Origin of the sequence: Synechococcus sp. 65AY6A5, from assembly GCF_002760415.1 — a bacterium.
In the GTDB taxonomy this organism is placed as follows: Bacteria; Cyanobacteriota; Cyanobacteriia; order Thermostichales; family Thermostichaceae; genus Thermostichus.
Genome location: NZ_AXUW01000001.1, coordinates 560519 through 586001, shown reverse-complemented (window position 1 = coordinate 586001; position 25483 = coordinate 560519). Strand labels below are relative to the sequence as shown.

Genomic DNA, 25483 nt, shown 5'->3' with positions numbered 1-25483 from the left:
CACATCCACACTAAGTTGGGTGGCGCAAAGGTGTTTAGATGCCCGAAGTGCAACCATAGGCTACCACGAGATTGGCAAGGCGCTCTGGGTGTTATGCTCAGGGCTTTGCGGGATACCGCCTTTCTGTTTGGACTCCGTCCGAGTAGCGCGGTCGCGTCAGCGTCGCGTAGTGACAACGGAAACGGACAGAATGCTATCGCTTCACCGCTGAGCAGTAATGCTCAGCAGTGTTCAGCGTAAATGTATCAGCACGAGCTGCTGGAATTGGTTGTGGAGCGGCTCAACAGCGGCGAGATTCGCGCCGTGGATTGAGCCCGTTCTCATATTCCAAGCGCCTCAAGCAATACCCGCCAGGCATTGCCTAGAATGGAGATCCCCACCCCCTTTGACTGCTGCCATGAGTTCTCGCTCTTCTGACTGGTTCACGCGGGCTCGCCACATCTTTTACGGCACGGCCACTGCCCTGGTGGAGATCCTCCAAGACCCGGAAAAGCGGGCCGAAAACCTCAACCGCCTCTCGATGGACTTGGCACAACTGGCAGCAGAACTGGAGCAAAAGGGGGAGCTGATCGAACAGGAGGCTGTCCGCTACGTTGAAAGTCTCAGGGATCCAGCCGCCAACGCCCCCGCCACAGTTCCAGACAGCGAGAGGCCCGCTCCTGCTGAGAGTACCCCCCCGACCAAGGCTTCCCCTGCCGGCTCTGCCCCTATCTCCAAAGAAGAGATGGCCGAGCTGATGGAACTGATCCACCAGATCGAGTCTTTGCGCCTGGATCTAGAGCGGCTGCGCACAGAACCTCCCTCTGCCTCCTCCTAAGTCTTGTGCGGTTCGACGTCATCACCCTCTTCCCGGAGTTTTTTGCAACGCCGCTGCGCATCGGGCTGGTGGGCAAGGCCCTAGAGCAGGGGATTGCCGAGGTTCACTGCACCAACCCGCGGGACTTTGCCACCGACAAGCACCGCCGGGTCGATGATGAGCCCTACGGGGGCGGGGTGGGCATGGTGCTCAAGCCAGAGCCTTTCTTTGCAGCCGTCGCCTCCCTGCCCCGCCTGGATCCCTGCGAGATCATCTTGCTCACGCCCCAGGGGCAACCGCTGAACCAGGCGCTGCTGCAAGAACTTGCCCAAAAGGCGCAGCTCATCCTGCTCTGTGGCCAGTACGAAGGCTTTGACGAGCGGATCCGCCAACACCTGGCCACCCGCGAGGTGTCGCTGGGCGATTTTGTCCTGACAGGGGGGGAGATCCCGGCGCTGGCCTTGATCAACGGCGTGGTGCGGCTCTTGCCGGGCACAGTTGGTAAGATAGATTCGCTGAGGAGCGAAAGTTTCGAGACGGGGCTACTGGAGTATCCTCAGTACACCCGTCCACCGGAGTTCCAAGGGCACAAGGTGCCGCCGGTGCTTCTCTCAGGCGACCACCGAGCCATCGCCCGTTGGCGTCTGCAACAGCAGTTGGTTCGCACCTGGCGAAGGCGACCAGACCTGTTGGCCAAACGCCCCCTCACGCCTGAAGAACAACAGTTGCTGGCAGAGGGACTGGCCGAGCAGCACACCGATGTGGAGGAACAGGATCGATGTTTGTAAACCGTCTCTGCTCCCCTTTCACCCCTGTTGGCCGGCTTGGGATCCCTGCAGCGCTGGGTCTGCTTCTGCTGGGGATCCTGGCCAGCTCCGAAGTTGCCCTGGCCCAAAGGGGAGATGTCAACGAGGCCATCCGCCGCGACCGCAACGTCCAGTTGTTCGACGGCACCAGCATTGACATGAACGACCTCCTGCGGGCCGCCGAGTTTCTCTCCCGGCAAAATGCCGCCTCGCGTTGGGACAGCAAAGCCGGGATCGACGCAGCGGTAGAGCAATTCAACTGCTCCCGCCGCCCTTTGGTGCTCTCCCCCAGAGCGCTGACGCCTGAGTCCACTCCCGACCCTTGAGAGGGATCCCACCCTCAACAGATCTGTTAAGATCGCTAAGCCGATCTTGCGTGCGCTAAAAGGTGGCGCACCGTTTTCGGGATCCATCAGGAGATACCACCGTGGTTAAAAGCACCTCTTCTAGCAAAGCCGATACGGAACAGCGTTTGGATCCCGCCAGCCGGGGCCACTCCAGTTCCACTGAGTCTAAAGGGATCCCAGGCTTTCTCCAAGAGACCCGTGCGGAGTTGGCCAAAATTGTTTGGCCGAGCCGCCAGCAACTGATTAGCGAATCGGTGGGAGTTTTACTGATTGTGTTGGCCTTCGCCTCGTTCATCTACCTGGTCGATCAACTGTTCGGCTGGCTGGCCACTCAACTGTTCTCGTGAGGTTTTTCCCCAGATGGCCCCTGCCAAGGACTTGGGGAGAGGAGGCCCATGCACACAGACAGATACAGAGAGGAGGTGAGGTGATGAGCCCAGAGCCAGAGCAGCGGCGGAGAGGCCGGGGGGGCCGCCTCGAGCCCCTAGAGCCTGCGGGCACGGCGGCGGAGGGGGAAGAAAGCGAAAGTCAAGGTCGCCGCAACCTGCGCTGGTACGCCGTGCAGGTGGCTTCAGGCTGCGAAAACAAAGTCAAAAGCACCCTGATGCAGCGGGCGGCGGCTCTGGATGTGGCAGATCAGATTGTCGAGGTGGTGATCCCGAAGCGGACGGGCTTCAAGCTCGATCGATCCGGCAAGCGCCAGGAACAAGAGGAAAAGATTTTTCCCGGCTATGTGCTGGTGCGCATGGATCTCAACGACGACACCTGGATGGTGGTGAAAACCACCCCCAACGTGATCAACTTCGTCGGCACGGAAGAGAGAAGGGCCTACGGTCGTGGTCGCGGCCATGTGACGCCACGGCCCCTTAGCCCCAGCGAAGTCCAGCGCATCTTCAGCAGCGTCGAGGTGGAAGAAGTGCCCCTCAAGATCGACATGGCACCTGGGGATCGCATCGAGGTGCTCGCTGGCCCCTTCCAGGGATTTTACGGCGAGGTGGTGGATGTCAGCCCAGAGCGGGGCAAGCTCAAGGCTTTGATCTCGATTTTCGGGCGCGATACTCCGGTAGAATTAGAGTTTGGTCAAGTGCGCAAAGAGGTGTAACCGCGTTTCATGGCTAAGAAACTGGTGGCAGTGGTCAAGCTGGCCATCCAAGCGGGCAAAGCCACCCCCGCTCCCCCCATCGGCCCGGCTCTGGGCCAGCACGGGGTTAACATCATGGCCTTCTGCAAGGAATATAACGCCAAAACGGCCGATCAAGCCGGGATGGTGGTGCCGGTCGAGATCTCGATTTACGAGGATCGCAGCTTCACCTTCGTCCTCAAGACGCCGCCGGCTTCGGTGTTGATCAAAAAAGCCCTCGGCATTGAGTCGGGATCCAGTGAGCCCCACAAAGTCAAGGTAGGATCCCTGACGCGGGCGCAACTGCGCCAGATTGCCGAGCAGAAGCTGCCCGATTTGAATGCCCGTGACGTGGAGGCGGCCATGAAGATCATCGCCGGCACCGCCCGCAGCATGGGGGTGACAATAGTTGATTGATTGTCGATCGACTTAAGGATCTCTAGTCTTTGTTGTCTGGAAGTTTTGGCAGACCATTATGGGGGAGAGAAGTTCTCGCCAGCACCCCGAGGAGAAACTATGGCTCGAAAACTGTCCAAACGTATGCAAGCTTTGCGGGAGAAAGTCAAGCCCATTGCCTATCCCCCCGCAGAAGCCCTGGCCCTGATGAAGGAGACGGCCACTGCCAAATTTGACGAGGCGGCGGAGGTTCACATCCGCCTGGGGATCGATCCCAAGTACGCCGACCAGCAGTTGCGCACCACCGTCGTCTTGCCCCGCGGCACCGGGCAGGAGATTCGCGTGGCGGTGATTGCCCGCGGCGAGAAGGTTACGGAAGCCCAGAACGCAGGGGCCGACCGGGTGGGCTTTGAAGACCTGATCGAGGAGATCGGCAAGGGCGTGATCGACTTCGACCTGCTGATTGCCACCCCCGATGTGATGCCCCAGGTTGCTAAGCTGGGGCGGCTATTGGGGCCGCGCGGCCTCATGCCCTCTCCCAAGGGCGGGACGGTCACCATGGATTTGGCCCAAGCCATCAAGGAGTTCAAAGCCGGCAAGCTGGAGTACCGGGCGGACAAAACCGGCATTGTGCATTTGATCTTCGGCAAGTGCAAGTTTCCCGTCGAAGCTCTGCTGGAAAACCTGAAAGCCGTGCAGGAGTCCATTGATCGCAACCGTCCGCCTGGAGCCAAGGGCAAGTATTGGCGAGCTCTACATGTTTGTGCTACAATGGGGCCCTCGATTGAGGTTGACATCAATGCTCTGCGAGAGCTGAAGTTGGTTGCTTAAGCCTGCTTCGGCGCTGCAAAGGGGCAAAGGCAGTTGCTTGCCGTTTGAATTGGCCATTTTTCCGGAGGATCTGGGCAGAGAAGAGCTTTCCACAGTCGAATAGCGAGCCGAAGACAGCAGGGGCCAAGGGGCTTAATGTCCTGCCGAGGTTTGAGCGGAGTGCTAAGGGATCCCGTTGTGGACTGCTAGGTTACGCTTGCCTCAATGCGTCTCGGCTATGGCTGAGGCGCATTCTCTTTGGCGGCTCCAGATACCCCCTTCCGACGGCAACACCTGTTCGGCTCTCAGTGAGCCAGTGACCACAAAGGAGGTGAGCGTATGGGCAAGCAACCTTTAGCGAAAAAAGCGGAGATGGTCGATGAAGTTCGCTCCCTGTTGCAAGCCAGCCAAATGGTGCTGGTAATCGACTACAAGGGGCTGACCGTTTCCGAGATGAACCAACTGCGGGCGGAGCTGCGCAAGGCGGATGCTGTCTGCATGGTTGTTAAAAATACCTTGATGCGGCGGGCTGTCGCCGACCAAAAGGCTTGGGCAGGAATTCTTCCCTTCCTGTCAGGGCCGACGGCCTTTATCATGATCCGGGGCGATATTCCGGCAGCCCTGAAGGCGTATCAAGATTTCGCCAAGCAAACCAAGAAAACCGAGTTCCGCGGCGCCGCTGCCGAGGGGCTATCTCTGACCTTGGATCAGGCCAAGGCCATCGCCGAGCTGCCGCCCAAGGAGGTGCTCATGGCCCAGGTGGCGGGCAGCCTCAAGTCGGTAGCCACTCGACTGGCGGTTGGGCTCAATGCCGTGCCTACGCAGGTGGCCCGCGGTATCCAAGAAATCCCGGCCTCCCTGGCAAGGGCCATCCGGGCTATTGCCGACAAGGAGGCGGCCTGACGGGCTCGGCCTGTCTTGGGTTCATCGACCCGATTCCACCCTATCCACTTCGTTACCCTGAGGAGACAAGACCATGGCTTCGGAGCGTGTTCAAAAGATCCTGGAAGAGTTGAAAGCGTTGAGCTTGTTGGAAGCTTCCGAGTTGGTGAAAGCCATCGAAGAAGCCTTTGGCGTCAGTGCGGCTGCCCCGGCAGGTGGCATGGTCATGGCTGCTCCCGTGGCAGCAGCAGCGGCGCCGGCGCCGGCAGCGGCGCCTGAACCGGTGGAAGAGCAGACGGCCTTTGATGTCATTCTCGAGGCTGTCCCCGCGGATAAGAAGATCGCCGTCCTCAAGGTGGTGCGCGAGTTGACCGGCTTGGGCCTGAAAGATGCCAAAGATCTTGTGGAGGCTGCTCCCAAACCGGTCAAGGAAGGGATCCCCAAAGAGGAAGCCAACGAGATCAAGAAGAAGCTAGAGGAAGCTGGCGCCACGGTCAAGGTCAAGTAGTCCCGTCGGCAGGGGAAAGGGATCCTCATCCAGAGCGCCTCTTGCTTCCAGAAAAGGGGTGCTGCCAGAGCCCCAAGTTTAACCAGAACGATGAGGGAGGGGCAAAGCAGCCCCTCCTTTTTCACTGATATGCCGCCGCGCCCTGCCCCTCTCCCTCGGCAAGGCAGGGAAATCGTTTGGCTAGTCTCCCCTGGGAGAAGGGGAGGGTTGGCGAGGCCGGCAAGTGCCCAGGTCTCTCTTGCTGATTGGAGCGCTTCAACTCTGAAAACGCCCTCGTCAGCCGGTCGGAAACCCTTACAATGGGTTACGGACGTTCGCCAGCACCCCCCATGGACTTCGGAGTCGGATTTCTCTCCAACAACGTCATGCTGCCGATCCTGGATTTTTTCTACGGGATCGTGCCCAGCTATGGACTGGCCATCATCTTCCTGACGTTGGTGATCCGCTTTGCCCTCTACCCCCTCAACGTCGGATCCATCCGCAACATGCGGCGCATGAAGGTGATCAACCCCCTGATGCAGCGGCGGATGCGAGAGATCCAGGAAAAGTACCGGGATGACCCGCAAAAGCTGCGCGAGGCCCAGGCCAAACTGTACAGCGAGCTGGGGGTCAACCCGCTGGGGGGTTGTCTGCCGCTCTTGATTCAAATGCCGGTGCTGTTTGCTCTGTTTGCCACGCTGCGGGGATCCCCCTTTGCGGCGGTTACCTACGATGTCAACCTGCAGATCCTGCCAGCAGAGGTGGCGGCAGAGGTGGTGCCCACCCCCTACGTCAGCCCCAGCAAGAACATCTTCGTCACCGACTCGGTACACAAGCCGGTGGTGCTGGTGGCGCCCAAGGGCACCAAGATTGCCGTAGGGGAGCAGGTGCAGTTTAGGCTGCAGGGGCCGGGGGGCAAGCCCTTTGAGCAGTTGGTGGCAGAGGCGGGCGGGGATCCCACCCTGTTGCGGCCCACCTGGAAGATCACCAAAGGAGAAGAGCGGGCCCAGATCCAGCCGGATGGCACCTTGCTGGCCCTGCAGCCGGGGGAAGTGACGGTGGAGGTTGCGATCCCGGGCTTGGCCTCTGACACGGGCTTTCTGTTTATCGACAAGTTAGGCCGCGTCGGCGCCTTTGATCCGGATGGCACCATTCACTGGGACATCATCGGCATGATCGTCCTTTTCGGTGTCTCCATTTACCTGAACCAATCCCTGACCAACGCCGGCCAGGAGGATCCCAGCCAGAGCTCGATGGCCCGCATCACCCCTGTGCTGTTCTCGGCGATGTTCCTGTTCTTCCCCTTGCCGGCTGGGGTCTTGCTCTATATTCTTGTCTCCAACATCTTCCAAACCGTGCAAACCTTCTTGCTCTCGCGGGAGCCGTTGCCTGAGAACTTGCAGCAGTTGGTGGAAGAGGAGCGCCGTCGCGCTGCCCAGGCGAGCACAGGGGAAGCCAAGGAGGTTGACCGACCAGCCAAGCCAAAGGCAGCCGGGGGAGGGCGCGAATCCCTGCCCTTTGAGCCCTAGCAAGTCCTTGCTGCTTGGCTTGGGGCGGGCTTAGGTCGAGTGCTTGATACCTCTTCAGAATTGGAAGCTGCCCAGGATGAGCCGCCCTGAGTCCTCTACGGGATCTGTGAAGAGATCCGCCGCCAAAAAATCGCATCAGAAGTCTGAGGGAACCGCTGCGCCTTCCCAGGGCAAGCTTTCTCCTGCCGAACATCGAGAACGGGCCAGGCAGTGGTTGCAGCAGGTGCTGGCGGCGATGGGAATCCCGGCGGTGGTGCGAGTGGTGGGGGAGATAATCGAAATCGAGGCCGATTCTCTAACGCCGGCTCAGAAGCAAATGTTGCTCTCAAAAGCGCCTGCATCGCCCTTGCCGCCGTCCAAAGAAGCCGGCCCCGAGGAAGAGCGCTCCCCGGTGGTTTTGGATGCGTTGCAGTATTTGGCCAACACCCTTCTCAACCTCAACCAGCCAGAAGACCAACAGCAGCCCTATATCCTGGATCTGGATGGCTATCGTCAGCGCCGTTTGCAGGAGCTCAAAGCCTTGGTTGCTGTCGCGGTGGAAAAGGTGAGAACCAGTGGTCGGGAATACGAGTTTCCCGATCTCTCTGCTGCCGAGCGGCGGCAGATCCACACGCTCCTGAAAGACCCTGCCTACGCCGATCTGGAAACTTTCAGCCGTGGCAAGGAGCCTGACCGTCGCCTGGTGATCCGGCGGGCCTCTTCTCGACCCTGACCTGGAGGCGCTGGCTGTGCGGCTCTCTTGCCGATAGGGGCGATTCCGGGATCCCTGCTACCCAAGACGTATGAAGGGGGATGTCATGCTGAGGCCAATTCGTCTATCCGACCTGCGGCAGATGCCTGGTCAAACCCAAGAGGTTCACTTTAGGCAGTTTTTCCCAGGTTTTGAGAGCTTGACCCCTGTGGAGGGATCCCTGCAGGCCAGCCACCGGGGGCATTTCCTGGAGGTGAGCGCCGAGGCCCGCACCATCGTCACCCTCACCTGTCACCGCTGCCTGCAGCAGTTTAACCACCGGCTGCATCTGCAGGTTGAGGAGATCATCCTGATTCGGGAGCCCAGTCCTGAACCCCCGCCCCTGGAGTTGGAATTGCGGGACGAAGAGGATCTGCTGGAGAGCCTGCCGCCCAACGGCGAGCTGGATATCGAAGACTGGATGTACCAACACCTGCATTTGGAGATGCCCCACCAGTTGCCCTGTCGCCCCGATTGCCCGGGCATTGTGGTGGAAGCGGCTGCGCCGCCGCCGGTGGATCCCCGCTGGTCGGCCCTGGCTGCCCTCCTTAAAGACTCTCCCCATCCCTAGCCACTCTCCGCGAGAGGGCTTCGGGCCATGAGCTGTATCGCTGCTGGCTAGAATGACCCCAAATTGGCAGGTTCTTTGGCGTTTTGCTCGGCCCCACACCGTCTACGGCACCAGTGCCAGTCTACTGGGCCTCTACTTGCTGGCCGGGTTCGTGGCCGCTGAACCAACGGCCCTGCTAGCTGTCCTTCCCCAGTTGGGCGTGGCTTGGGTGGCTTGTCTGGCGGCCAATGTCTACATTGTCGGCCTCAACCAGCTCACGGATATCGAGATCGACCGCATCAACAAACCCCATCTGCCCTTGGCCGCCGGCTCCCTGAGTTGGCGACAGGGGGTGGGGATCGTCGCCGCCTGCGGGGTGGCATCCATCCTATTGGCCCTGACAGGGATCCCGTACCTGTTGTTGACGGTGCTGTTGAGCAACGGGATCGGCACGGCCTACTCCCTGCCCCCCCTGCGGTTGAAGCGGTTTCCGCTGGCGGCCTCGGCTTGTATCTATTGTGTGCGGGGGTTGATCGTCAATCTGGGCCTGTACAGCCATTTTCAGCAGTTGATGCAGGGGGGAGTCGAGCTTTCTGCTCCCATTGTTTTTCTGACAGGGTTTATGTCTATTTTTGGGCTGGTGATCGCCCTTTTCAAGGATATTCCCGACATGGAGGGGGATCGCCGGTTTGCCATTGCCACCTTTTCGTTGCGCTTTGGCCAGGAGCGGATCTCAAAGTTTTGCATCGGCATTTTGGCCGCTTGTTACCTAGCCTTTATCGCTTTGGGAAGCTATTTTCTCCTCATGGGCCGGGGCGCCTGGATGCTGTTAGGACATGGGCTGGGGTTGGGGATCCTTTTGGGCTATGGTGTTCGCCTGGATCTGGGTTGCCGCGACGCGATTGTCACCTATTATCAACTGATCTGGAAGTTGTTTTACCTGGAGTATTTGCTCTATCCTTGGGCCTTCTTCCCTTTTTCCTAACATTTGCCAGGAGCCGCGATCTTGCCCCGGCTCAGGCGGGCAGCCGATCTCCAAAAACCTAGAGATACCGCTTCATCTGGATGCGAAAGCGGCCCTTTTTCGTCTCGGCCACCTCTTCAATTTGCAGCCGACCGCGACCGCGAATGGCAATCCAATCCTGGGGGCCGACGGTGTAGCTGGCTTGGGTAATCGGCTTCCAATTAACCCGCACCTCTCCCCGCTGGATCTCTTCCACCATCTTGCTGCGAGACAGGCCAAATCCTGCCGAGGCCACTGCATCCAGGCGCAAAGAGGCTTCCACGCTGGTGATGGACTTCACCCGCGGCGGTTGAACCTTCAACTGGCTGAGAGGGATCCGGCTGACCTTGACGGGCACGCTGCGCACCTGGGTTAGGTTGAGGCTGAGATAGTCCACCAGCTCCGGCACAACGATGGCCTGGGCCCCGAATTCGCCCACCACGAGGATGTCTCCCACCTTCTCGCGGGCAATTCCCGTCGCCAAAAGGGCTCCCAAAAAGTCGCGGTGGGTGGCCGGGTCGAAAAGAAAGTTTCCTTGGATTTGAACGGCGGCCAAGGGGATCCCTTCTGCGCCTTCCACCTCCAGGCTGACCTCAGGGCGGGCCAGGGCTAGGCGTTGCCGCTCTGCCTGGGCATAGCCTCCCCAGGCCATCACCTGCAGTTCGGCCAAGTTGTGCAACCGGCTTTGTACCTCGGCTACTTCTGCCGGGGAGAGAAAGTCACTCCAGACCACTTGCCAGGTTTTGAGGGCTTGCTCCCCCAGATCCAGAATGCGCGCCAAGGTTTCTCGATACTCCGCTCCTTTCAGTAGTTCGGTTCTGGGCAGCATGTTGGGGCGCTTCAATCTTTGCGGTTCTGTTCTGTTTGTCCCATGCTAAGCTAGATCCCCAGGATCCTGGCGGGCGTAGCCAAGCGGTTAAGGCAGAGGATTGTGGTTCCTCCATTCGTGGGTTCGAGTCCCATCGTCCGCCCTGCCGCAATAACCTGGGCCCTGCCAATTTAGAGAAAACCTCAAAACCTTGCAAAACTGCTGGCAACCAAGCTGAGGAAGGGTTCCCGAGGGCCGCACCTGGCAACGGAATCACCCGCAGCTCAGGATTAGGGTTCCCACGGCGTCGATATTGCCCGTCCAACCGGCTTCGATCACCACGGTAGCCTCCGGCATCTCCACAATCGCTGGCCCGCCCAGTTGAAACCCCACCCCCATGCGCCGCCGATCGTAGACTGGGACCGGTCGCATCCGGCCGCCCGTCCAGGCCTGGCGCTCCCCCTTGAAGGGATCCCCTGGCAGGGGGGGCGGCGCCTTTAAAGGCACAGGGGGCAAAGCTTGTACCGCCCGCAGACGCAGCTGGATCACCTCCACCTCTTGGTCGGGATCCTGCCAGCCGTAGCGCTGGCGGTGGGCCTGGTGAAACCGCTGCTCCAAGAGAGAAACCGGATCCGACAACTGGGCCGGGATCTCCAGCTCAAAAGACTGGCCGCGGTAGCGCAGGTCGAGGCTGAAGGAGAGCCCCGGCTCCTGCAGGTCGGCTTGCGCCTGGCGGATGAGGGGCGCCGCCCACTGGGCCAAAAGGGATCCTCCCCCTTCCCCCTCCAACTGTTGCAGCGGCTGCAGGATGGCCCGCCGGTAGTCCCGCCGCAGATCGGCCAAAGCCATACCCAGAGCCGAGAGGACACCGGCAAAGGCTGGGACGAGGACGCGGCGGATCCCCAGCTCTTCCGCCAGGGCACAGGCGTGCATGGGCCCGGCTCCGCCAAAGGCCAACAGGGCAAAATCGGCAGGATCCAAGCCCCGCTCCACGCTGATGACCCGCAAAGCCCGCGCCATGGCCACATTGGCCAGGGTGCGAATGCCAACAGCCGTCTCCTCCAAAGTCAAACCCAAGGGCTCCGCCAGCGTTCCGATGGCCTGGCCGGCCAAGTCCCGCCGTAGGCAAACGGCATCCCCCAGCCAGCCCCCATCCGGCAAGTAGCCCAGCCAGAGGTTGGCATCGGTTACCGTGGGAGCCGTTCCTCCCCGCCCATAGCAGGCCGGCCCAGGGTTGGAGCCGGCACTCTCCGGCCCCACCTGCAGCCCCCCGCCCGGCAACAGCGAGGCCAGGGATCCGCCGCCGGCACTGACCGTGTGGATGTCGATCTGGGGCTGCTGCACCGGCAGGCCGCACACCACCGCTGACGGGGTAACCTGGGGGATGCCGTCTTGAATGAGGGCCACATCGGTGCTGGTCCCTCCCATGTCCAGGCTAAGCAGATGGGAGTAGCCACTTAGCCGGCCCAGGTAGGCCGCCCCGTAAACGCCGCCCGCTGGCCCCGAAAGCAGCGCCACCGAGGCATGAGCCGCTGCCTGGGCAATGGAAGTGACGCCGCCGGAGGATTGCATGATCAGGGGTTCGGGGATCCCTCGCTGCCGGCAGCCCTGCGCCAAGCGGTGCAGGTAGCCCGCCAGCACCGGGCTGAGGTAGGCATCAATGGCCGTGGTGCTAAAGCGCTCGTATTCCCGAAACTCCGGCGCCACTTCGCAGGAGAGGGAAACATGCAAGTCGGGGAAAGCCTCTCTCAGGGCCGCCCCCAGGCGCTGCTCGTGCTCCGGGTAGAGGAAAGAAAACAAGAATCCCACCCCCACGGCACGGATCCCATCCCGCTCTACCCGCTCGCCCACTTCCCGGAGGACGCGCTGGATTTCCTCTTCCGTCAGCGGCTCGACCACGCCGCCGGCGCTGCAGCGCTCCTTCACCTCCAGGCAGTGGTGGCGGGGCACCACCGGCTCTGGCTTGGGCTGGGTGAGGTCGTAAAGGGAAGGGCGGTTTTGGCGACCAATGGCCAGCACATCCCGGAAGCCCGCCGTGGTCAGAAACAGGGTGGGGGATCCCTTGCGCTCCAAGAGGGCGTTGGTGGCCACCGTCATGCCGTGGCAGAACACGTCCACCTCAACTGGGCCCAGCTTGTCCAGGGCGCCAAAGACCCCCGCTTCTGGGCTGGGGGTGGAGAGCACCTTGGCTGTCCGGATCTGGCCTTCCTGGAGGAGCACCAGATCCGTGAAGGTGCCTCCCACGTCGATCCCCAGGCGGACCAGGCCCCCCTGCCTCCCATCCTGTTGCTTGCCTTGCGCGCTACTGGCATTGGCCATGGCTCGATAAGACCCTTGGGCAGGCCTCAACCCCTCGCTAGAGACGAGGCCGGGGCACCTCTTCCGACTTGCTTTCCAGGGGTTGCTCCTGCTGCAAAAGCTGGCGAAAGGCCGGCTCGTCCAGCCGGTAGTCCCGCTGCTCGATCAGATCCCGCTCCGTAGAGTAGATGGTGTCCGACTCCCGCACCACTTCTTGGCGGCGGAAGCGGCGGGCAAAGTCGAGCTTGCGCAGCAGCGCCTCGGAGGGACGCTTCAGCCGCTCTTGCCAGAACCGCCGGATGCGATTGCGGCGCTCCACCCCCTGGTTGCGGAACTGCAACGTCAGCCACCGCACTGCAGGCACTGCCAAAAACAGCGTGCCGTAGAGAAAGAGGAATCCAATCAGCGGGTAGATAAACGCCAAAAAGGCGTTGCTGCCAGCGGCGGCTGCCACCTCCTCCCGCGCCCCGTAGAGAATGGCCGCCAAGAGGAAATTGAGCACACCCAAGCCAGCAGCTAGGGTCAGTTGCTCAGGGGTGGCGCGGCTAAACACCCAGGGTTTTTCTTGCAACACCTCCGGGATCTTCTTGGAGCGGCGCTCTGAGGCGGCCACCTGTAGCTCTGGGAAGCGATAGACGATATCGCCGTCCTCGCTTACCTCCGGCTGGCCGTCGAACTTGAGCAGAATGGGCAGCATATAGTCTTCGTATTCTAGGGCCGGGGATCCCGGCTCCACATCCAGGTAGGGCAGCACCTGCTCGGCGGCGATCACCCCCCCGTTGGCGCGGATCACTTGGCCGATCAAGGCATAGCGCTCCTCTTCCAGGTTGGCGTTGGGATCCCCGTCCCCAAACAGGAAGCTGTACACCGCCTCCAAAAAGTTCATCTCCGATTTTTCCCGGCGGGGCTGCGCCCGACCGGAATAGCCCCCGTAGTAGGGGTAGGGACTCCAGAAGGGGTTGCCCACCCAAAGGTTGGGGAAGTAGAAGAACCCCACCTCGCGCGAGCGACTGCGACTGCCGCTGCCCTCTTCACGACTGCTGGCCATCTGCAGAGCTATCAACGCCAGGGTGATGAGGATAATCGACACCACCAACAGGATGCCGAAGGAGATGCGCAGCCCGTAGAGAAAGCCGCCCCACAGCTTGCGTCGCAAGGCTGCCAGCCGATCCTGCTGCTCCCTGCGCTTGAGAATGTCGCGAAAGTCGGGCGGGAAAACGTAGGCAATCTCCCCCTGCCGCGAAACCTGGAGATGCCCCCCAGCCTTTTGGGCTAACTTCAGCAACTCCTGTTTGGCCTCCTCTAGGGCCAGGCCTGTGCTGGAGGCAATATCTCCCAGAGTGACCCGCAAGCCCAACTGCTCTACTGCATCGATGACCAATGTCTGTGTAGCCACTCTCAACCTCCGCTGGTTACCTACTGTTGCCCGGGATCCAACTGGGACGCTCGCCCAGCATCTGCAGCCAAGGGTTACAGCCATCCCTATTCCCAGTATCTCTCTTCAACTCGGGGGCGACGAGGGCGGCTGTTGCTGCTTTTGGGTCAGGCAGCCTGTCTCTGCGCCGACCCAGGGCTGGGCTAGGGCAGCCAGGCCATCACCGCTAGCAGGGCGAAAAGGATCCCGATCAACACCCACGTCAGCCGTTGGGTATTCAAGGGGGGAGCAGCCTCGCGGCGGATGGGATCGGCGACTTTTGGCAGGGAAGCTGGGCGGCGGGGGCGCTCATAGACCAGACGGCGTTCCCCTGGCTCGGCCTCTTCCAGATGGCTGAGATCTGGGATTTCGAGCAACCACTCTGCTGGTCGCCGCAGACGCGGAGCCTGCCAGATGCCCAACACGTAGCGGGCCTGTTGAGCCACTTCCGGATCCGGGTTGCCCAGCAAGGTTTGCGCCAAGCGGATCGCCTCCTGGGTCTCTCCAAGGGCCTCCTCGGCCAGGGCCTGCCAGAGCCGCAGCTTGCCCGCTTGCGGGTAGCGGCTTTGGGCCTGTTTCACCTGTTCCAGAACCCGACGGTATTGTCCCCGCTCAAAGCTGGCCTCAATCCGGGCCAGATGCTGGGGCAGGCGCAAGTCTTCGGGAGGGATCAACTCCGGATCCACCGATAAACCCCCCTAGGTAAGCTTTTGTTCTACCCCAAACCCCACCAGCAGCAGCTCCTCCAAGGGCTGACCGTGAGGGGGTCGTTGGTAGGTGAGGATCTGGCGCAGGCGCAGGCGTGGGTTAAGCAAGGTGATGGTATCCACAGCAACGACGCGGGTGTAGGTGGTGGTCATCACCAGTTGCAGGGATCCGGGATCGAAGCGGAAGCTGGCCACTATGGGGCGGTCTTCCTCATAGGCCCGATCCCGCAAGTAGTCGCCCTCCAGCCCACGGGGCCCTTCTCGCCGGGGCACGAAGAGCATGTTTAGCTCTTGCCCAGCCTCCTCCCCTTTTTCGGAAACCGTCTCAAACGCCAGGTGGAAGCCCAAAAACCCGTCCACACCGTGGTTGGGGTAGTTGTTGTCGGCCAGTACCTTCTCCTTGAGCTCAGGGGTGAGGGTGCGAATGGTGAAGTCGGTGCGCGAACGCTCCACCTCCCCTCGATCCAAATAGTGGTAGGTGCGCTCGGTGTGCCAGGCGCCAATGCAGCAGTTGAAGAAGTGGTGAAATTTTTGCAGGGCATTCATGCCAGAGGGATCGAGAGCAGGGCCAAGTGGACGGCTAAAGCCGATCCTAAAACGAATCGCAGACAAACAGGCACTCCCCTTCTCCCCCTCAGGTGTTAGCTGCCGCTGGGATCCCCTGGGCCACCGACAAAGTCGCCCCCAACACTTCCAAAGCCCGCTGCAACTGCCCATCCTCAGGGCCGCCCAGGCTTTCTGCCGTCAGGGGAACAGGGCCCGCGGCCACCTCCACATCGGGCTGGATCCCTTGGCGATGAATGTCGTGGCCGTTGGGGGTGAGGTATTTGGCAGTGGTCACGGCCAGCCCCGAGCCGTCCGCCAGCTCCAGCAGGGATTGGATCAGCCCCTTGCCGAAGGTGCGCGTTCCCACCAGTTGTGCCCGTCCGCTGTCCTGCAACGCCCCCGCCAAGACTTCGCTGGCGCTGGCACTGCCCTGGTTCACTAAGACGACCAGGGGGGCTGCCGTGAGGACTTCGCCGGTGGCGGGAATGCCGTCCTGAATGCCGTAGCGATCCGTCACTCGCACGATGTCGCCTTTGGGGATCCAAAAGCGAGCAATCTCAATGGCCGCCTGCAGTAACCCTCCGGGGTTGTTGCGCAGATCGAGGATGTAGCCCCGCACTCCTCGCGCTTCTGCGGCCTGGATGGCCTGACGCACTTGAGCGGCGGCATTGCCGTTAAACTGGCTGAGGCGGATGTAGGCTACCTCCCCCTGGGGCAGCTTGAAAAAACCGGTGCGCACCGGGTTGATCAGGATGGACTGCCGCACCAGCTCCACCTCCCAGATGCGCTCCTGCCGCCTTAGCCGTAGGCTAACGGTTGTGCCGCTGGGGCCGCGCATGCGTTCTGCCACCTCATCCAAGCTCAGCCCTGCCACTGGCACCTGATCCACCGCCAGGATCTCATCTTGAGGTTGGATCCCGGCCCGCTCGGCAGGAGTCCCCTCCATTGGGGCGATGACCCGTACTGCCCCCTGCCCGTCGATGGCAATCTGGAGGCCGACGCCGCTCAACTCGCCAGCAGTGGAAGTCTGCAGGCTGAGGTAGTGCTCCCTGTCCAAAAAGCGGGTGTAGGGATCCCCCAGAGTTGCCAGCATCTCCTCGATGGCCCGGTAGGTCTCTTGCCGATCCTTCAGGGGCCGAGAGAGAAAGCGCTGGCGCACCTGCCACCAGTTCTGTCCGTTGAAACCCGGATCCACGTAGGCCCGATCCACATAGGCCCACGCCTGCGCCAGCAGTTGCTGCTCTTCCCCCCAGCGGCTGGCCTGCACCTGACAGGCGCCAATGCCCAAACTCGCCCAGAGCAGGCACCCTAGCAACAAAACTCGGACAGCCTGGCGTAACCCCCATCCGATCCCCAACCCTCTGCAACTGCTTTCCCCAGATCTCGGCTTCTGCGCAATCATCGGATCCCAAACTGAAGAAGAAGCTAAGAAATACTAAGAAACGTGAACAAGATGAGACATCAGCAGGCGTTTGGGCTGTTGGTGTAGGGATCCCTGTCTCAAAGCTGAGCCCGACTTCATGATCGTGTTAACGAATTGTGTTACAGTGCTATAGGGAGTGGGCCCGCCCCGCCCTGGATATCCAACTCTAAAAATTGCAGGCATCATGAGCAAAGTTTACGACTGGCTAGACGAGCGGCTGGAGATCACGCCTTTCGTCGATGACGCAACCGGAAAATTCATTCCGCCCCACGTTAACATCTTCTACTGCCTCGGCGGCATCACGCTGGTGTGCTTCCTCATTCAGTTTGCCACCGGCTTTGCCATGACTTTTTACTACCGTCCAACGGTGGCCGAGGCTTTTGAATCGGTCAACTACATCATGACCCAGGTCAACTTCGGCTGGCTGCTGCGCTCCATCCACCGCTGGAGTGCTTCCATGATGGTGTTGATGATGATTCTACACACCTTCCGGGTTTACCTGACGGGGGGGTTCAAGAAGCCGCGCGAGCTGACCTGGGTAACCGGCGTGATCTTGGCGGTACTGACGGTTTCCTTTGGGGTTACCGGTTACTCCCTGCCTTGGGATCAGGTGGGCTATTGGGCAGTCAAGATCGTCTCCGGGGTGCCCAGTGCCATTCCGGTGGTGGGGGATGCCCTGGTCCAGCTTATCCGCGGCGGCGAGGCAGTTGGCCAAGCCACCCTCACCCGTTTCTACAGCCTGCACACCTTTGTGTTGCCTTGGCTGACGGCGGTCTTCATGACGATGCACTTTCTGATGATCCGCCGCCAGGGCATCTCCGGGCCTTTGTGATCCCAAACCGGTTCTTGTGAGCCGGGCACCCTGGATGCATCTTTTCAGAACTTTTGCCCTAGACAAGGAGAATGGCTATGCCGGTCTCAAAGCAAGTGATAGCAACCGAGGCGATTACCCGCAAAGTTGACCTAGACAATCCCAAAGTTTTGGCCAAGCTGAAGAAGAACATGGGCCACATGACCTACGGGGAGCCCGCTTGGCCCAACGATTTGCTCTTTATGTTCCCGGTGGTGATCCTGGGCACTATTGGGGTGATTGTCGGCCTGGCGGTCATGGATCCGGCGGGTGTCGGCGAGCCGGCGGATCCCTTTGCCACGCCGCTGGAAATTCTGCCGGAGTGGTATCTCTACCCCGCGTTTCACATTTTGCGCATTGCTCCCAACAAGCTCTTGGGCATTGCCCTGATGTCGGCCATTCCGGTCGGCCTTCTGTTTGTGCCTTTCATCGAAAACGTCAACAAGTTTCAGAATCCGCTGCGCCGCCCCGTGGCGACGACGGTGTTTTTGATCGGCACCTTGGTCACCCTCTATTTGGGCATTGGCGCCACCTTGCCTCTGGATAAGTGGGTCACCCTGGGCCTGTTCTAGAGGGCAGAATATCGGCTTGATAACTCTGAGTGCAGCAGGCCGGTGGCCGGGCTGCACTTTTTTTGGACGTGGGGGACTTTTCGGCAAACCTGGGGGCCAAGGGATGGTAATATCGCTACGCATTCTTTTGCTGTGACCGCCCATGAGCGTTCCTTCCTCTGCTATCCGAACCTATCGGATTACAGCCCTGGCCGGAGATGGGATCGGTCCTGAAATCATGCAGGTGGGGCGGGCGGTTTTGGATGCGGTTGCCGCTCAGGTGGGGTTTTCCCTCCAGTGGCAGGAGGGCTTGATTGGCGGGGCCGCCTACGAAGCCACGGGGGATCCCTTGCCGCCAGAGACCTTGAAAATGGCCCAGGAGAGCGATGCTGTTTACTTGGCGGCAGTTGGCGACTTTAAGTACGACACCCTGCCGCGGGAGAAGCGCCCTGAGCGGGCTTTGTTGGGCTTGCGGGCGGGCCTGGGGCTGTTTGCCAACTTGCGCCCGGTGAAGATCTTTCCGCAACTGGTGCAGGCCTCTTCCCTCAAGCCGGAGGTGGTTGCCGGGATCGACCTGGTGGTGGTGCGGGAGCTCACCGGCGGCATCTACTTCGGCCAACCCAAAGGGATCTTCACAGATGCCAAGGGATCCCGGCGGGGTGTGAACACCATGGCCTACAGCGAGGCGGAGGTGGATCGCATTGCCCGTGTGGCTTTTGAACTGGCCCGCAAACGCCGGCGCAAGCTCTGCTCGGTGGATAAAGCCAATGTCCTGGAAGTGTCACAACTGTGGCGGGAGCGGGTTACCGCCATTGCGGCTGAGTACCCCGACGTGGAGCTGTCCCACCTGTACGTCGATAATGCTGCCATGCAGTTGGTGCGCTGGCCCAAGCAGTTTGACGTCATTCTCACGGAGAACCTCTTCGGGGATATCCTCTCCGACGAGGCGGCGATGCTGACCGGGTCCATCGGCATGTTGCCCTCTGCCTCTTTGGGATCCTCTGGCCCTGGGGTGTACGAACCCGTACACGGGTCAGCCCCAGATATTGCCGGACAAGACAAGGCCAACCCCATTGCCCAGGTGCTCTCCGGGGCAATGCTGCTGCGCTACTCCTTGGATCAGCCCCAGGCTGCCGACCGCATCGAACAGGCCGTCGAGGCGGTTTTGGCCCAGGGCTACCGCACTGCCGACATCTACTCTGAGGGGATGACCCTCGTCGGCTGTCGGGAAATGGGGGAAAAGATCTTGGCTGCTCTGGCCCAGCAGCAAGCCTCCCCCCAAGGATCGCTCTCAGCCCCTGGTGGTTGAGGGGAGGTTCCCTCGTCGCTGCCCTGCCCTGGTGGCACGGCTACTCCTCTCCCAGAGGGAGGGATTGTCCCGACTGGTAAATTCCTGGAAACGGCCCTAGGGGCAGCTTCTCCCCCTAGACAAAGCGATGGCCAAGCTGCATTGGGTCGTGGACGGTGATCTTTTTCTTGTGGATGGAAATGTAGTTCTTCTTGCGCAGCTCCCCCAACAGACGAGTGATGGTGACGCGAGTGGAGCCGATCGCTTCCGCAATGGCCTGGTGGGATAGCTTGAGATCGATGGTGACTCCATTGGGGCCGGGCACCCCGAAGTCGCGGCAGAGGATCAGTAGAAAGCTGACCAGACGGGATCCCATGTCGCGGTGGGCCAGCGTCTCGATCATCATCTCCGTCTGCAAGATGCGGGAAGACAGGCTCTTGAGGAGCAACATGGAGAGCTCAGCGTTCTCCCGCAAGGATTTTTCCACCTGTTCGATGGGCAGAGAGAGCAGCTCGACGCGGGTAAAGGCCACCGCGTGATAGAAGCGGTCGGAGCGCTGCCCCGTGATGAAGGAGAGCACCCCAAAGATGCTGTTTTCCCGCAGGAGAGCGACGGTAATTTCTTCCCCCATTTCGTAGACCCGCGAGAGCTTGACAGCTCCTTTCACCAAAAAGTAAACCCGCTCCGCCGGATCCCCAGGAAAGAAGATGGTCTTACCGCGCTCAAACGTTTCGATAACCGGAGGATGGTGAGGCCCTCCCAACTGTTTGAAGGCTGCAACCAGAGATTTTTCTGCAATGGCCACTGCCATATTCTTCAACCTTTTAAGGTCAGTTTATCCCTTAGAATCAACCCAACAAGATCAGCCAGGAGTGCCGGGGTTGAGCTGCCCGCTATTGACCCAAGCCACCCTTGACTCAAAAATGACCTCGGCGGCAAGATTATCCTAAGCTAAAAGACTCTGCTTGGATATCTTTGTAGCAGGAGCTACATCTTTGAAGTCTTGTCTCCTGTCCAAGATATGCCTCTAGCGCACTGTTTTGGGACGGTGCAGGCGGGAGGTGCGAGGAAAGTTATATGGGGATCGCGCAGGGTGGGGTTGCCGCCCCTTCTCAGCTAAGCCGTCAGCATTTCACGGTGCGGATGCCGGAGCCGGCCAATCACCTTTTGGAGGTGGAACTACAGATCCAAGAGGTGGATCCAGAAGTACCTCTGCAACTGCGGCTGCCGGTGTGGACGCCGGGATCCTACCTGGTGCGGGAATATGCCCGCCATGTGCAAGAGTTTCAGGCAGCAACGGAGCAAGGGATCCCTTTGGCCTGGCGGAAGGTAGATAAGCACACTTGGGAGATCGAGCCGCCCCGCTGTTCGGCTGTCGCGATCCGCTATCGGGTCTACGCCTACGAGCTGACGGTGCGCACCAACCATTTGGATCTCACCCACGCCTACTTCAACGGGGCGGCGCTCTTTCTCTACGTGCCCGGTCGCGAGCGGGAGCCCTACACCTTGACGATAATCCCTCCCAAACCCGACTGGCACGTCGCCACCAGTTTGCGACCTTTGAGGTCTTCTTCTGAGGATGCTGCTTCCGGCCAGTCTTTTGTGGCGGCAGACTACGACGAGCTGGTGGATAGCCCGGTGGAGGTGGGCCTGCACCAGTTGCGGTCGTTTGCGGTGGAAGGGATCCCTCACTACTTCGTGGTCTGGGGAGCGGGCACCCTAAATTTGGAGCAAGCGGTGGCCGATGCCGAGAAAATTGTCCGGGCCACGGCGGCGTTTTTTGGCGAGCTGCCCTACGACCGCTACTGGTTTATTGTGCATTTGTCAGCCGGGGGATTTGGCGGCCTGGAGCACAAGTACAGTGCCACCCTCAATTATTCTGGACTGGAGCTGCATCAGCCCCACTCCTACCGCCGCTTTTTGGCGCTGCTGGCCCATGAGCTTTTCCATGCTTGGAACGTCAAGCGGCTGCGCCCTCTGGCTTTGGAGAAAATTAACTACAACCAAGAAAACTACGTGGACTGTCTGTGGTTTTGCGAGGGGGCAACCAGCTACTACGAAAATGTCATCTTGCTGCGGGCAGGGATCCTCAGCGCCGAAGATTTTTTAAAGATCCTGGCCGAGCAAATTGGCCGGCTGCAGCGCACTCCAGGTCGAGCCGTACAATCGCTGCGAGAATCCAGTTTCGACGCCTGGATCAAGCTCTACCGTCCCCACGAAAATAGCCTCAACAGCCAGGTTTCCTATTACCTAAAGGGCGCTTTGGTCTGCTGGCTGCTAGATCTGCACATTCGCCACCTCTCAGGGGGGCAGGGATCCCTGGACACGGCCCTGCGGGATCTGTGGCAGCGCTTTGGTCGGACAGAGAAAGGCTACAGCAACCAAGACTTGCAAGAGGCGTTTGAGCGGGCAGCCGGCGCCGATCTCAGCCCCTTTTTCGCCGCCTATGTGGACGGCACGGAAGAGCTAGACTACAACGCCTACCTCCACCCCTTTGGCCTCACCCTCAAGGTTCACTTCAGCCGACCCAACCCTCCCCCCTACCTGGGCCTCAACTTCAACGGCGAAGGCAATCGCATCAGCGCCGTCGAGATGGGATCCCCCGCTCAAAAAGCCGGCATCTGGGCTGGCGATGAGTTGGTGGCCTTGGATGGCTTCCGGGTAAGCGCTGCCAACTTGCCAGAACGCTTGGCGGCCTACCAGCCCCACCAGGCCATCTGCCTGAGCGTCTTTCAGGGCGATCAGTTGAAGCACTTCTGGATCCCCTTAGATCCACCTCGCCCGGATGTGTACACCCTCGAAGCCCTGCCAGAACTCACTCCCGCCCAGAAAGCGCTCCAGCAGGGCTGGCTGGGATCCCTTCTGGCTCAAGAGTAAGCAGGAGGTAGCAATGCTTTAAAATCTTCCTAGCTGTTCACAACTCCTGAGTTAGGTTAAAGAAAATAGGATCAAGGGAAGATGACTCTGCTTTTAGGTCTTCTAATTGGATTGGCTATTGGTTTCTGCCTGGGCGTTTATACCTGTAGGCTCACTCAAAGAGCTAATAGTCAGTTACTGGATGAGATTCTAAGAAAGTTACAAGCTGATCTTGAGGGCTTCAAACTTCATATCTCAGAAAGTCTGTCCGAAAGTTACCAAAACTTCCTTCAGCATTTAGCTGAGTACAGAAGTCAGCTAGTTAAGAACATAAGTAACCAGAAGAATATCCTGAGCAGGCTATTAGAAAGTACAGAAAAAATTTCCCAGAATCTAAGCTCAAGTTCTAGCCTTCAAAAGACGAAGGAAACTAACGAGCGAACTGCTGGCGCGCGACTCAAGAGTTTGCCGCCAGGGACGATTAGCCTTGAACAGGTGAAAATAGGGGTATTTCTGTGTTCTAGGAACATAATGATGAAGAACCTGATCCCATCTAGTAACGATGCAGAAGGAGAACTCGATAACAAGCTGAACTGGATATCAAACCTTATGGGTCAGAGGTACTCGCTGATCGAGAAGCTTTACAAAGAAATTAAATCTGGCATTGGAGAAGAAAAGGCCTTAACTCTTTGCTTAAAAGGCAACTCCCCGGAAGTGATAAGTTATAGCTGCCAACTTGCTTCCGCTCTACATAAGGTTAATTTCTTGGAGGAATATAACTACTCAAAATCCTCCAAAAACCTGAGGGTAAAGCTAAGCAAGTCTACAGAGGCAATCAAGTTCCTATCTGGAGATTGGCTGGAGAGATATGTCAAACGGCAACTGATCAAGTTTGCTAGAGAGCAGGGACAGAAGATCGATTTTTCCTACATCGCAAATGAGAAAGTTACTTTGCCCGACGGTAGCGACTTTGAGATCGATCTCTTCTTCCACATTAACAACCGATTCTACTGGATAGAGTCGAAGACCGGCAGCTATAGAGACTGTATAGAGAAGTACTCTTGGCTCGCCTCCGAAATGGGTCTCGGCCCAGATCAAGTCTTTCTGGTCTTGGTAGATGTTGATCAAGAGACGAGAAGTAGGATCCGCTCCTCCTATAATCTTTCAGCTATTAGTGTCGAGGAGGTTGAGTCTCTGCTGTACAGAATTGTGAGGAGGTAGGCCCAGTCTAAGCTACCACCTTGACAGCCTGCTCCATACACCACCAGGGATCCTCGGCAAAAGCTGGCATGGGCGTGCTGCCCGCCTTGCCCAGAATGGCCAGCCTGACTTCTCTATCCAGACGGGATCCGGAGCCATAGGGATCGTCAGAGGGGGGCTCCAGCCTTTGTCCTAGAGGGGGCATTGCCATAATGCCCGGCTGCATGCCGGTACTGGTGACCCAGATTTTGAAGCGATCCACCGCCGTTTCTGTGTCTTCGGGCAGTTGCATCTGGAGCAGATAGCGAGGGCCAGAGCCAACTAATACGCTTTCGCTGGGGCGCAGGCGGGCAGGAGAGTCCGGCTGGTAGGGATAGACTAAACCGACGCTGCACTGCCGTTCGTCAAAGACTGTTACATAGACGTGCACCGGCGTAAGGGCCCTGTTGCGCAGGGCGATGGCGAGGTTGCGGCCTGCTTGAATTTGCACCTGGCCTTGGGGATCCCGCGGCAAAGGGCTAACTTCAGCAGGGCTAGAGCCACTGGCCGGCGTTTCCAGTTGCAGAAACTCTACTTCCAGAACACTGCTCAGAGCATCGCTGGCAGGTTGCAGGTTGAGGAGGTTGTCGAAGGCGGCCACATGTTCCAGCAGCCGCACCAGCTTGCGGGGCAGAGCCTGTGGCTTTTTTACCGGGATCCGAAAGGCTGCCAGCGCCACCTCTTCCTCCCGTCGGTAGAAGTGGTAGATGGCATCTGGCAGCATCTCTACCCGCAAGTCCGCTGCTTCTGGGTCGGTGTAGGCTAGAAGCGGCGAGGCCGGCAGAGCCGCCAGCAACTCGGCAACAGGCATTTGCGCTTGGCTGGGATCCGCACAGGTGAAGGCCACCCGCAACGGCTGAAACCGGACGGCAGACATGGGCGATCCTCAGAAAAAATCTCGTGATCCAGATCTACCGGATCCGCAGACCCAGCTCCAGCTTTGCCCTGTGCTGTAACGGCAAAGCATGGCAACGCATCCTGAACCAATCGGGCGTTCGCTTCAGCAGCGCGGAGCGCCTACGCTTGGGGAGAGATGCCTCACTGCCGGCATGGTGAATTAGGGACTAGCCACTGGCTAGCTAAGTGCGCTCGTAGAACCCAAAACTAGGAATCCCTATCCTTTAAGGCAGGGGGCAGGTCAACCAATTCTGAAGGGGTACCCATTACCTCGAGGGAAGTGCTTGCTTTCTGCCAAAGCAACCCGCTATGCTACCGCCCAGATTGAGGCATCCTTCTGTGGCAAGTCAGCAGCTTCGAGTCTATGTCCCCTCTCACCCGCTCATTAAGCACTGGTTAGCTGTGGCTCGCGACGTGGAAACCCCCACGCCCTTGTTTCGCAGTGCTCTATCGGAGCTGGGCCGCTGGCTGACCTACGAGGCGATGCGGGATTGGATCCCAACTCAGGCGGTGCAGGTGCAAACTCCTCTGGAACCTGCTGCAGCAGAAGTTATCGCCCCCAACACGCCGCTGGCCATCGTGCCTATTTTGCGGGCTGGGCTGGCCCTGCTGGAAGGCTGTCAGTCCCTCTTGCCCCAGGCACGGATTTTTCATGTGGGCCTGGTGCGGGACGAAAAGACGCTGCAGGTGAGTTGTTACCTCAATCGCCTGCCGGAGCGGATCCCGGAGCAGATGCGCATTCTCATCCCTGAGCCGATGTTGGCTACTGGCGGCACCTTGCTCTGGATCTTGGACGAGCTGAAAAAACGGGGAGCGGATCCCAGCTTAGTGAGAATTGTGAGCGTCTTGGCTGCTCTGCCGGGGCTGCAGCGGCTGGGATCCCATTACCCGATGGTGCAAATTTTCTGCGCCATGATCGACGAGCGGCTAAATGACCGGGGGTTTATCCTGCCCGGGCTGGGGGATGCTGGGGATCGCGCTTTCGGCACCTGATCCCTCAAAGGAATCGCGAGTCAAGAGGCTTGCTCTGCCGCTAGTATCGGCTGGGCACGGCAGCAGAGTGTAACATTTGGCATCAATTGCCCCAATGCCGCTCTGGGTGCTTCACTCCTCCAGAAGGTGGCCAAGAAGGGCACGTTGAATTAAACCT

General features: G+C 59.7%; 27 protein-coding genes, 1 tRNA gene, 1 pseudogene and 1 other annotated feature. Of the genes and pseudogenes, 21 read left to right on the top strand and 8 right to left on the bottom strand.

The features are described from left to right. The 14 genes and pseudogenes from SYN65AY6A5_RS14280 to SYN65AY6A5_RS02620 form a co-directional block, all read left to right on the top strand. A pseudogene (locus SYN65AY6A5_RS14280) lies at positions 1–240 on the top strand (RNA-guided endonuclease TnpB family protein); the annotation flags it as partial. Positions 241–397: 157 nt separating this feature from the next. Then, a complete protein-coding gene (locus tag SYN65AY6A5_RS02680; RefSeq protein ID WP_099883858.1) occupies positions 398–817 on the top strand; it encodes a hypothetical protein in 420 nt (139 codons plus the stop codon). Positions 818–822: 5 nt separating this feature from the next. Then, entirely contained in the window at positions 823–1584 is a 762-nt protein-coding gene (gene trmD / locus SYN65AY6A5_RS02675; protein ID WP_011430605.1) for a tRNA (guanosine(37)-N1)-methyltransferase TrmD, read from the top strand. Then, entirely contained in the window at positions 1575–1928 is a 354-nt protein-coding gene (locus SYN65AY6A5_RS02670; RefSeq protein ID WP_099883856.1) for a hypothetical protein, read from the top strand. The genes trmD and SYN65AY6A5_RS02670 overlap by 10 nt, the downstream gene beginning before the upstream one ends. A 146-nt stretch (positions 1929–2074) precedes the next feature. Beyond that, positions 2075–2296: a preprotein translocase subunit SecE gene (gene secE / locus SYN65AY6A5_RS02665; protein ID WP_228375513.1), complete on the top strand. Its 222-nt coding sequence runs from the start codon at positions 2075–2077 to the stop codon at positions 2294–2296. A gap of 83 nt (positions 2297–2379) precedes the next feature. Then, positions 2380–3051 carry a transcription termination/antitermination protein NusG gene (gene nusG, locus SYN65AY6A5_RS02660; RefSeq protein ID WP_099883854.1) on the top strand — a complete coding sequence of 224 codons (672 nt, stop codon included), beginning with the start codon at positions 2380–2382 and terminating at the stop codon, positions 3049–3051. A gap of 9 nt (positions 3052–3060) precedes the next feature. Then, on the top strand, positions 3061–3486 hold the full coding sequence (rplK, locus tag SYN65AY6A5_RS02655; RefSeq protein ID WP_011430609.1) for a 50S ribosomal protein L11: 426 nt from the start codon (positions 3061–3063) through the stop codon (positions 3484–3486). A 99-nt stretch (positions 3487–3585) separates the two neighbouring features. Then, a complete protein-coding gene (rplA, locus tag SYN65AY6A5_RS02650; protein WP_011430610.1) occupies positions 3586–4296 on the top strand; it encodes a 50S ribosomal protein L1 in 711 nt (236 codons plus the stop codon). Positions 4297–4385: 89 nt separating this feature from the next. After that, positions 4386–4541 (top strand) — a sequence feature (ribosomal protein L10 leader region). Between the two features lie 73 nt (positions 4542–4614). Further along, a complete protein-coding gene (gene rplJ / locus SYN65AY6A5_RS02645; protein WP_099813120.1) occupies positions 4615–5178 on the top strand; it encodes a 50S ribosomal protein L10 in 564 nt (187 codons plus the stop codon). A gap of 73 nt (positions 5179–5251) precedes the next feature. Further along, the gene (rplL, locus tag SYN65AY6A5_RS02640; RefSeq protein ID WP_011430613.1) at positions 5252–5665 is read left to right on the top strand and encodes a 50S ribosomal protein L7/L12; all 414 of its coding nucleotides are present in this window, start codon (positions 5252–5254) and stop codon (positions 5663–5665) included. 329 nt (positions 5666–5994) lie between these two features. Next, positions 5995–7173, top strand: coding sequence for a membrane protein insertase YidC (gene yidC / locus SYN65AY6A5_RS02635; RefSeq protein ID WP_011430615.1), 1179 nt, complete (start codon positions 5995–5997; stop codon positions 7171–7173). 106 nt (positions 7174–7279) lie between these two features. Beyond that, on the top strand, positions 7280–7885 hold the full coding sequence (locus SYN65AY6A5_RS02630; protein WP_228375238.1) for a R3H domain-containing nucleic acid-binding protein: 606 nt from the start codon (positions 7280–7282) through the stop codon (positions 7883–7885). An 85-nt stretch (positions 7886–7970) separates the two neighbouring features. Beyond that, complete coding sequence (locus tag SYN65AY6A5_RS02625; RefSeq protein ID WP_011430617.1) at positions 7971–8474, top strand: YceD family protein; 504 nt, start codon at positions 7971–7973, stop codon at positions 8472–8474. A gap of 52 nt (positions 8475–8526) precedes the next feature. Further along, positions 8527–9438 carry a homogentisate phytyltransferase gene (locus SYN65AY6A5_RS02620; RefSeq protein ID WP_011430618.1) on the top strand — a complete coding sequence of 304 codons (912 nt, stop codon included), beginning with the start codon at positions 8527–8529 and terminating at the stop codon, positions 9436–9438. Between the two features lie 58 nt (positions 9439–9496). On the opposite strand, the gene SYN65AY6A5_RS02615 is transcribed toward SYN65AY6A5_RS02620, so the two are convergent. Beyond that, positions 9497–10285, bottom strand: a complete 789-nt coding sequence (locus tag SYN65AY6A5_RS02615) for a photosystem II S4 domain protein (protein ID WP_011430619.1) — start codon at positions 10283–10285, stop codon at positions 9497–9499. 69 nt (positions 10286–10354) lie between these two features. On the opposite strand from SYN65AY6A5_RS02615, the gene SYN65AY6A5_RS02610 reads away from it, so the two are divergent. Beyond that, a tRNA-His gene (locus SYN65AY6A5_RS02610) sits at positions 10355–10427 on the top strand. A gap of 110 nt (positions 10428–10537) precedes the next feature. On the opposite strand, the gene SYN65AY6A5_RS02605 is transcribed toward SYN65AY6A5_RS02610, so the two are convergent. The 5 genes from SYN65AY6A5_RS02605 to SYN65AY6A5_RS02585 form a co-directional block, all read right to left on the bottom strand. Further along, positions 10538–12583, bottom strand: coding sequence for a hydantoinase/oxoprolinase family protein (locus SYN65AY6A5_RS02605; RefSeq protein ID WP_099883852.1), 2046 nt, complete (start codon positions 12581–12583; stop codon positions 10538–10540). A 37-nt stretch (positions 12584–12620) separates the two neighbouring features. Beyond that, complete coding sequence (locus SYN65AY6A5_RS02600) at positions 12621–13958, bottom strand: hypothetical protein (RefSeq protein WP_041438408.1); 1338 nt, start codon at positions 13956–13958, stop codon at positions 12621–12623. 182 nt (positions 13959–14140) lie between these two features. Beyond that, positions 14141–14662, bottom strand: coding sequence for a hypothetical protein (locus SYN65AY6A5_RS02595; protein WP_228375239.1), 522 nt, complete (start codon positions 14660–14662; stop codon positions 14141–14143). A gap of 12 nt (positions 14663–14674) precedes the next feature. After that, positions 14675–15295, bottom strand: coding sequence for a phycobiliprotein lyase (locus tag SYN65AY6A5_RS02590; protein WP_228375241.1), 621 nt, complete (start codon positions 15293–15295; stop codon positions 14675–14677). A 22-nt stretch (positions 15296–15317) separates the two neighbouring features. Then, positions 15318–16586, bottom strand: a complete 1269-nt coding sequence (locus tag SYN65AY6A5_RS02585; RefSeq protein WP_240527858.1) for a S41 family peptidase — start codon at positions 16584–16586, stop codon at positions 15318–15320. Positions 16587–16836: 250 nt separating this feature from the next. Between SYN65AY6A5_RS02585 and petB the strand changes: the two genes are divergently transcribed. The 3 genes from petB to leuB all read left to right on the top strand — a co-directional run bounded on the left by petB (position 16837) and on the right by leuB (position 19362). Next, complete coding sequence (gene petB / locus SYN65AY6A5_RS02580) at positions 16837–17484, top strand: cytochrome b6 (RefSeq protein WP_011430625.1); 648 nt, start codon at positions 16837–16839, stop codon at positions 17482–17484. A 77-nt stretch (positions 17485–17561) separates the two neighbouring features. Beyond that, entirely contained in the window at positions 17562–18074 is a 513-nt protein-coding gene (gene petD, locus SYN65AY6A5_RS02575; protein ID WP_049749760.1) for a cytochrome b6-f complex subunit IV, read from the top strand. A 142-nt stretch (positions 18075–18216) separates the two neighbouring features. Then, entirely contained in the window at positions 18217–19362 is a 1146-nt protein-coding gene (gene leuB, locus SYN65AY6A5_RS02570; protein ID WP_099813116.1) for a 3-isopropylmalate dehydrogenase, read from the top strand. A 115-nt stretch (positions 19363–19477) separates the two neighbouring features. Here leuB and ntcA read toward each other — a convergent pair whose 3' ends face one another. Then, positions 19478–20152 (bottom strand): global nitrogen regulator NtcA, encoded by a 675-nt coding sequence (gene ntcA, locus SYN65AY6A5_RS02565; protein ID WP_099813115.1) that lies wholly within the window; start codon positions 20150–20152, stop codon positions 19478–19480. A gap of 266 nt (positions 20153–20418) precedes the next feature. Between ntcA and SYN65AY6A5_RS02560 the strand changes: the two genes are divergently transcribed. Together SYN65AY6A5_RS02560 and SYN65AY6A5_RS02555 are read left to right on the top strand one after the other, a co-directional pair. Then, entirely contained in the window at positions 20419–22218 is a 1800-nt protein-coding gene (locus tag SYN65AY6A5_RS02560) for a PDZ domain-containing protein (protein WP_099883850.1), read from the top strand. Positions 22219–22299: 81 nt separating this feature from the next. Next, positions 22300–23418, top strand: a complete 1119-nt coding sequence (locus SYN65AY6A5_RS02555; protein ID WP_099813113.1) for a hypothetical protein — start codon at positions 22300–22302, stop codon at positions 23416–23418. Between the two features lie 7 nt (positions 23419–23425). Here the strand turns inward: SYN65AY6A5_RS02555 and SYN65AY6A5_RS02550 are convergent, their stop codons facing one another. Further along, entirely contained in the window at positions 23426–24313 is an 888-nt protein-coding gene (locus SYN65AY6A5_RS02550; RefSeq protein WP_011430631.1) for a hypothetical protein, read from the bottom strand. 329 nt (positions 24314–24642) lie between these two features. On the opposite strand from SYN65AY6A5_RS02550, the gene upp reads away from it, so the two are divergent. Continuing rightward, complete coding sequence (gene upp, locus SYN65AY6A5_RS02545; RefSeq protein WP_099883848.1) at positions 24643–25326, top strand: uracil phosphoribosyltransferase; 684 nt, start codon at positions 24643–24645, stop codon at positions 25324–25326. Positions 25327–25483: the final 157 nt, after the last annotated feature.

Bases quoted from the DNA above. Each gene is read 5' to 3' on its own strand.
- SYN65AY6A5_RS02680 (WP_099883858.1), top strand. From the start codon at position 398: ATGAGTTCTCGCTCTTCTGACTGGTTCACGCGGGCTCGCCACATCTTT.
- SYN65AY6A5_RS02670 (WP_099883856.1), top strand. From the start codon at position 1,575: ATGTTTGTAAACCGTCTCTGCTCCCCTTTCACCCCTGTTGGCCGGCTT.
- nusG (WP_099883854.1), top strand. From the start codon at position 2,380: ATGAGCCCAGAGCCAGAGCAGCGGCGGAGAGGCCGGGGGGGCCGCCTC.
- rplK (WP_011430609.1), top strand. From the start codon at position 3,061: ATGGCTAAGAAACTGGTGGCAGTGGTCAAGCTGGCCATCCAAGCGGGC.
- rplA (WP_011430610.1), top strand. From the start codon at position 3,586: ATGGCTCGAAAACTGTCCAAACGTATGCAAGCTTTGCGGGAGAAAGTC.
- rplJ (WP_099813120.1), top strand. From the start codon at position 4,615: ATGGGCAAGCAACCTTTAGCGAAAAAAGCGGAGATGGTCGATGAAGTT.
- rplL (WP_011430613.1), top strand. From the start codon at position 5,252: ATGGCTTCGGAGCGTGTTCAAAAGATCCTGGAAGAGTTGAAAGCGTTG.
- yidC (WP_011430615.1), top strand. From the start codon at position 5,995: ATGGACTTCGGAGTCGGATTTCTCTCCAACAACGTCATGCTGCCGATC.
- SYN65AY6A5_RS02625 (WP_011430617.1), top strand. From the start codon at position 7,971: ATGCTGAGGCCAATTCGTCTATCCGACCTGCGGCAGATGCCTGGTCAA.
- SYN65AY6A5_RS02620 (WP_011430618.1), top strand. From the start codon at position 8,527: ATGACCCCAAATTGGCAGGTTCTTTGGCGTTTTGCTCGGCCCCACACC.
- SYN65AY6A5_RS02615 (WP_011430619.1), bottom strand. From the start codon at position 10,285: ATGCTGCCCAGAACCGAACTACTGAAAGGAGCGGAGTATCGAGAAACC.
- SYN65AY6A5_RS02605 (WP_099883852.1), bottom strand. From the start codon at position 12,583: ATGGCCAATGCCAGTAGCGCGCAAGGCAAGCAACAGGATGGGAGGCAG.
- petB (WP_011430625.1), top strand. From the start codon at position 16,837: ATGAGCAAAGTTTACGACTGGCTAGACGAGCGGCTGGAGATCACGCCT.
- petD (WP_049749760.1), top strand. From the start codon at position 17,562: ATGCCGGTCTCAAAGCAAGTGATAGCAACCGAGGCGATTACCCGCAAA.
- leuB (WP_099813116.1), top strand. From the start codon at position 18,217: ATGAGCGTTCCTTCCTCTGCTATCCGAACCTATCGGATTACAGCCCTG.
- ntcA (WP_099813115.1), bottom strand. From the start codon at position 20,152: ATGGCAGTGGCCATTGCAGAAAAATCTCTGGTTGCAGCCTTCAAACAG.
- SYN65AY6A5_RS02560 (WP_099883850.1), top strand. From the start codon at position 20,419: ATGGGGATCGCGCAGGGTGGGGTTGCCGCCCCTTCTCAGCTAAGCCGT.
- SYN65AY6A5_RS02555 (WP_099813113.1), top strand. From the start codon at position 22,300: ATGACTCTGCTTTTAGGTCTTCTAATTGGATTGGCTATTGGTTTCTGC.
- SYN65AY6A5_RS02550 (WP_011430631.1), bottom strand. From the start codon at position 24,313: ATGTCTGCCGTCCGGTTTCAGCCGTTGCGGGTGGCCTTCACCTGTGCG.
- upp (WP_099883848.1), top strand. From the start codon at position 24,643: ATGCTACCGCCCAGATTGAGGCATCCTTCTGTGGCAAGTCAGCAGCTT.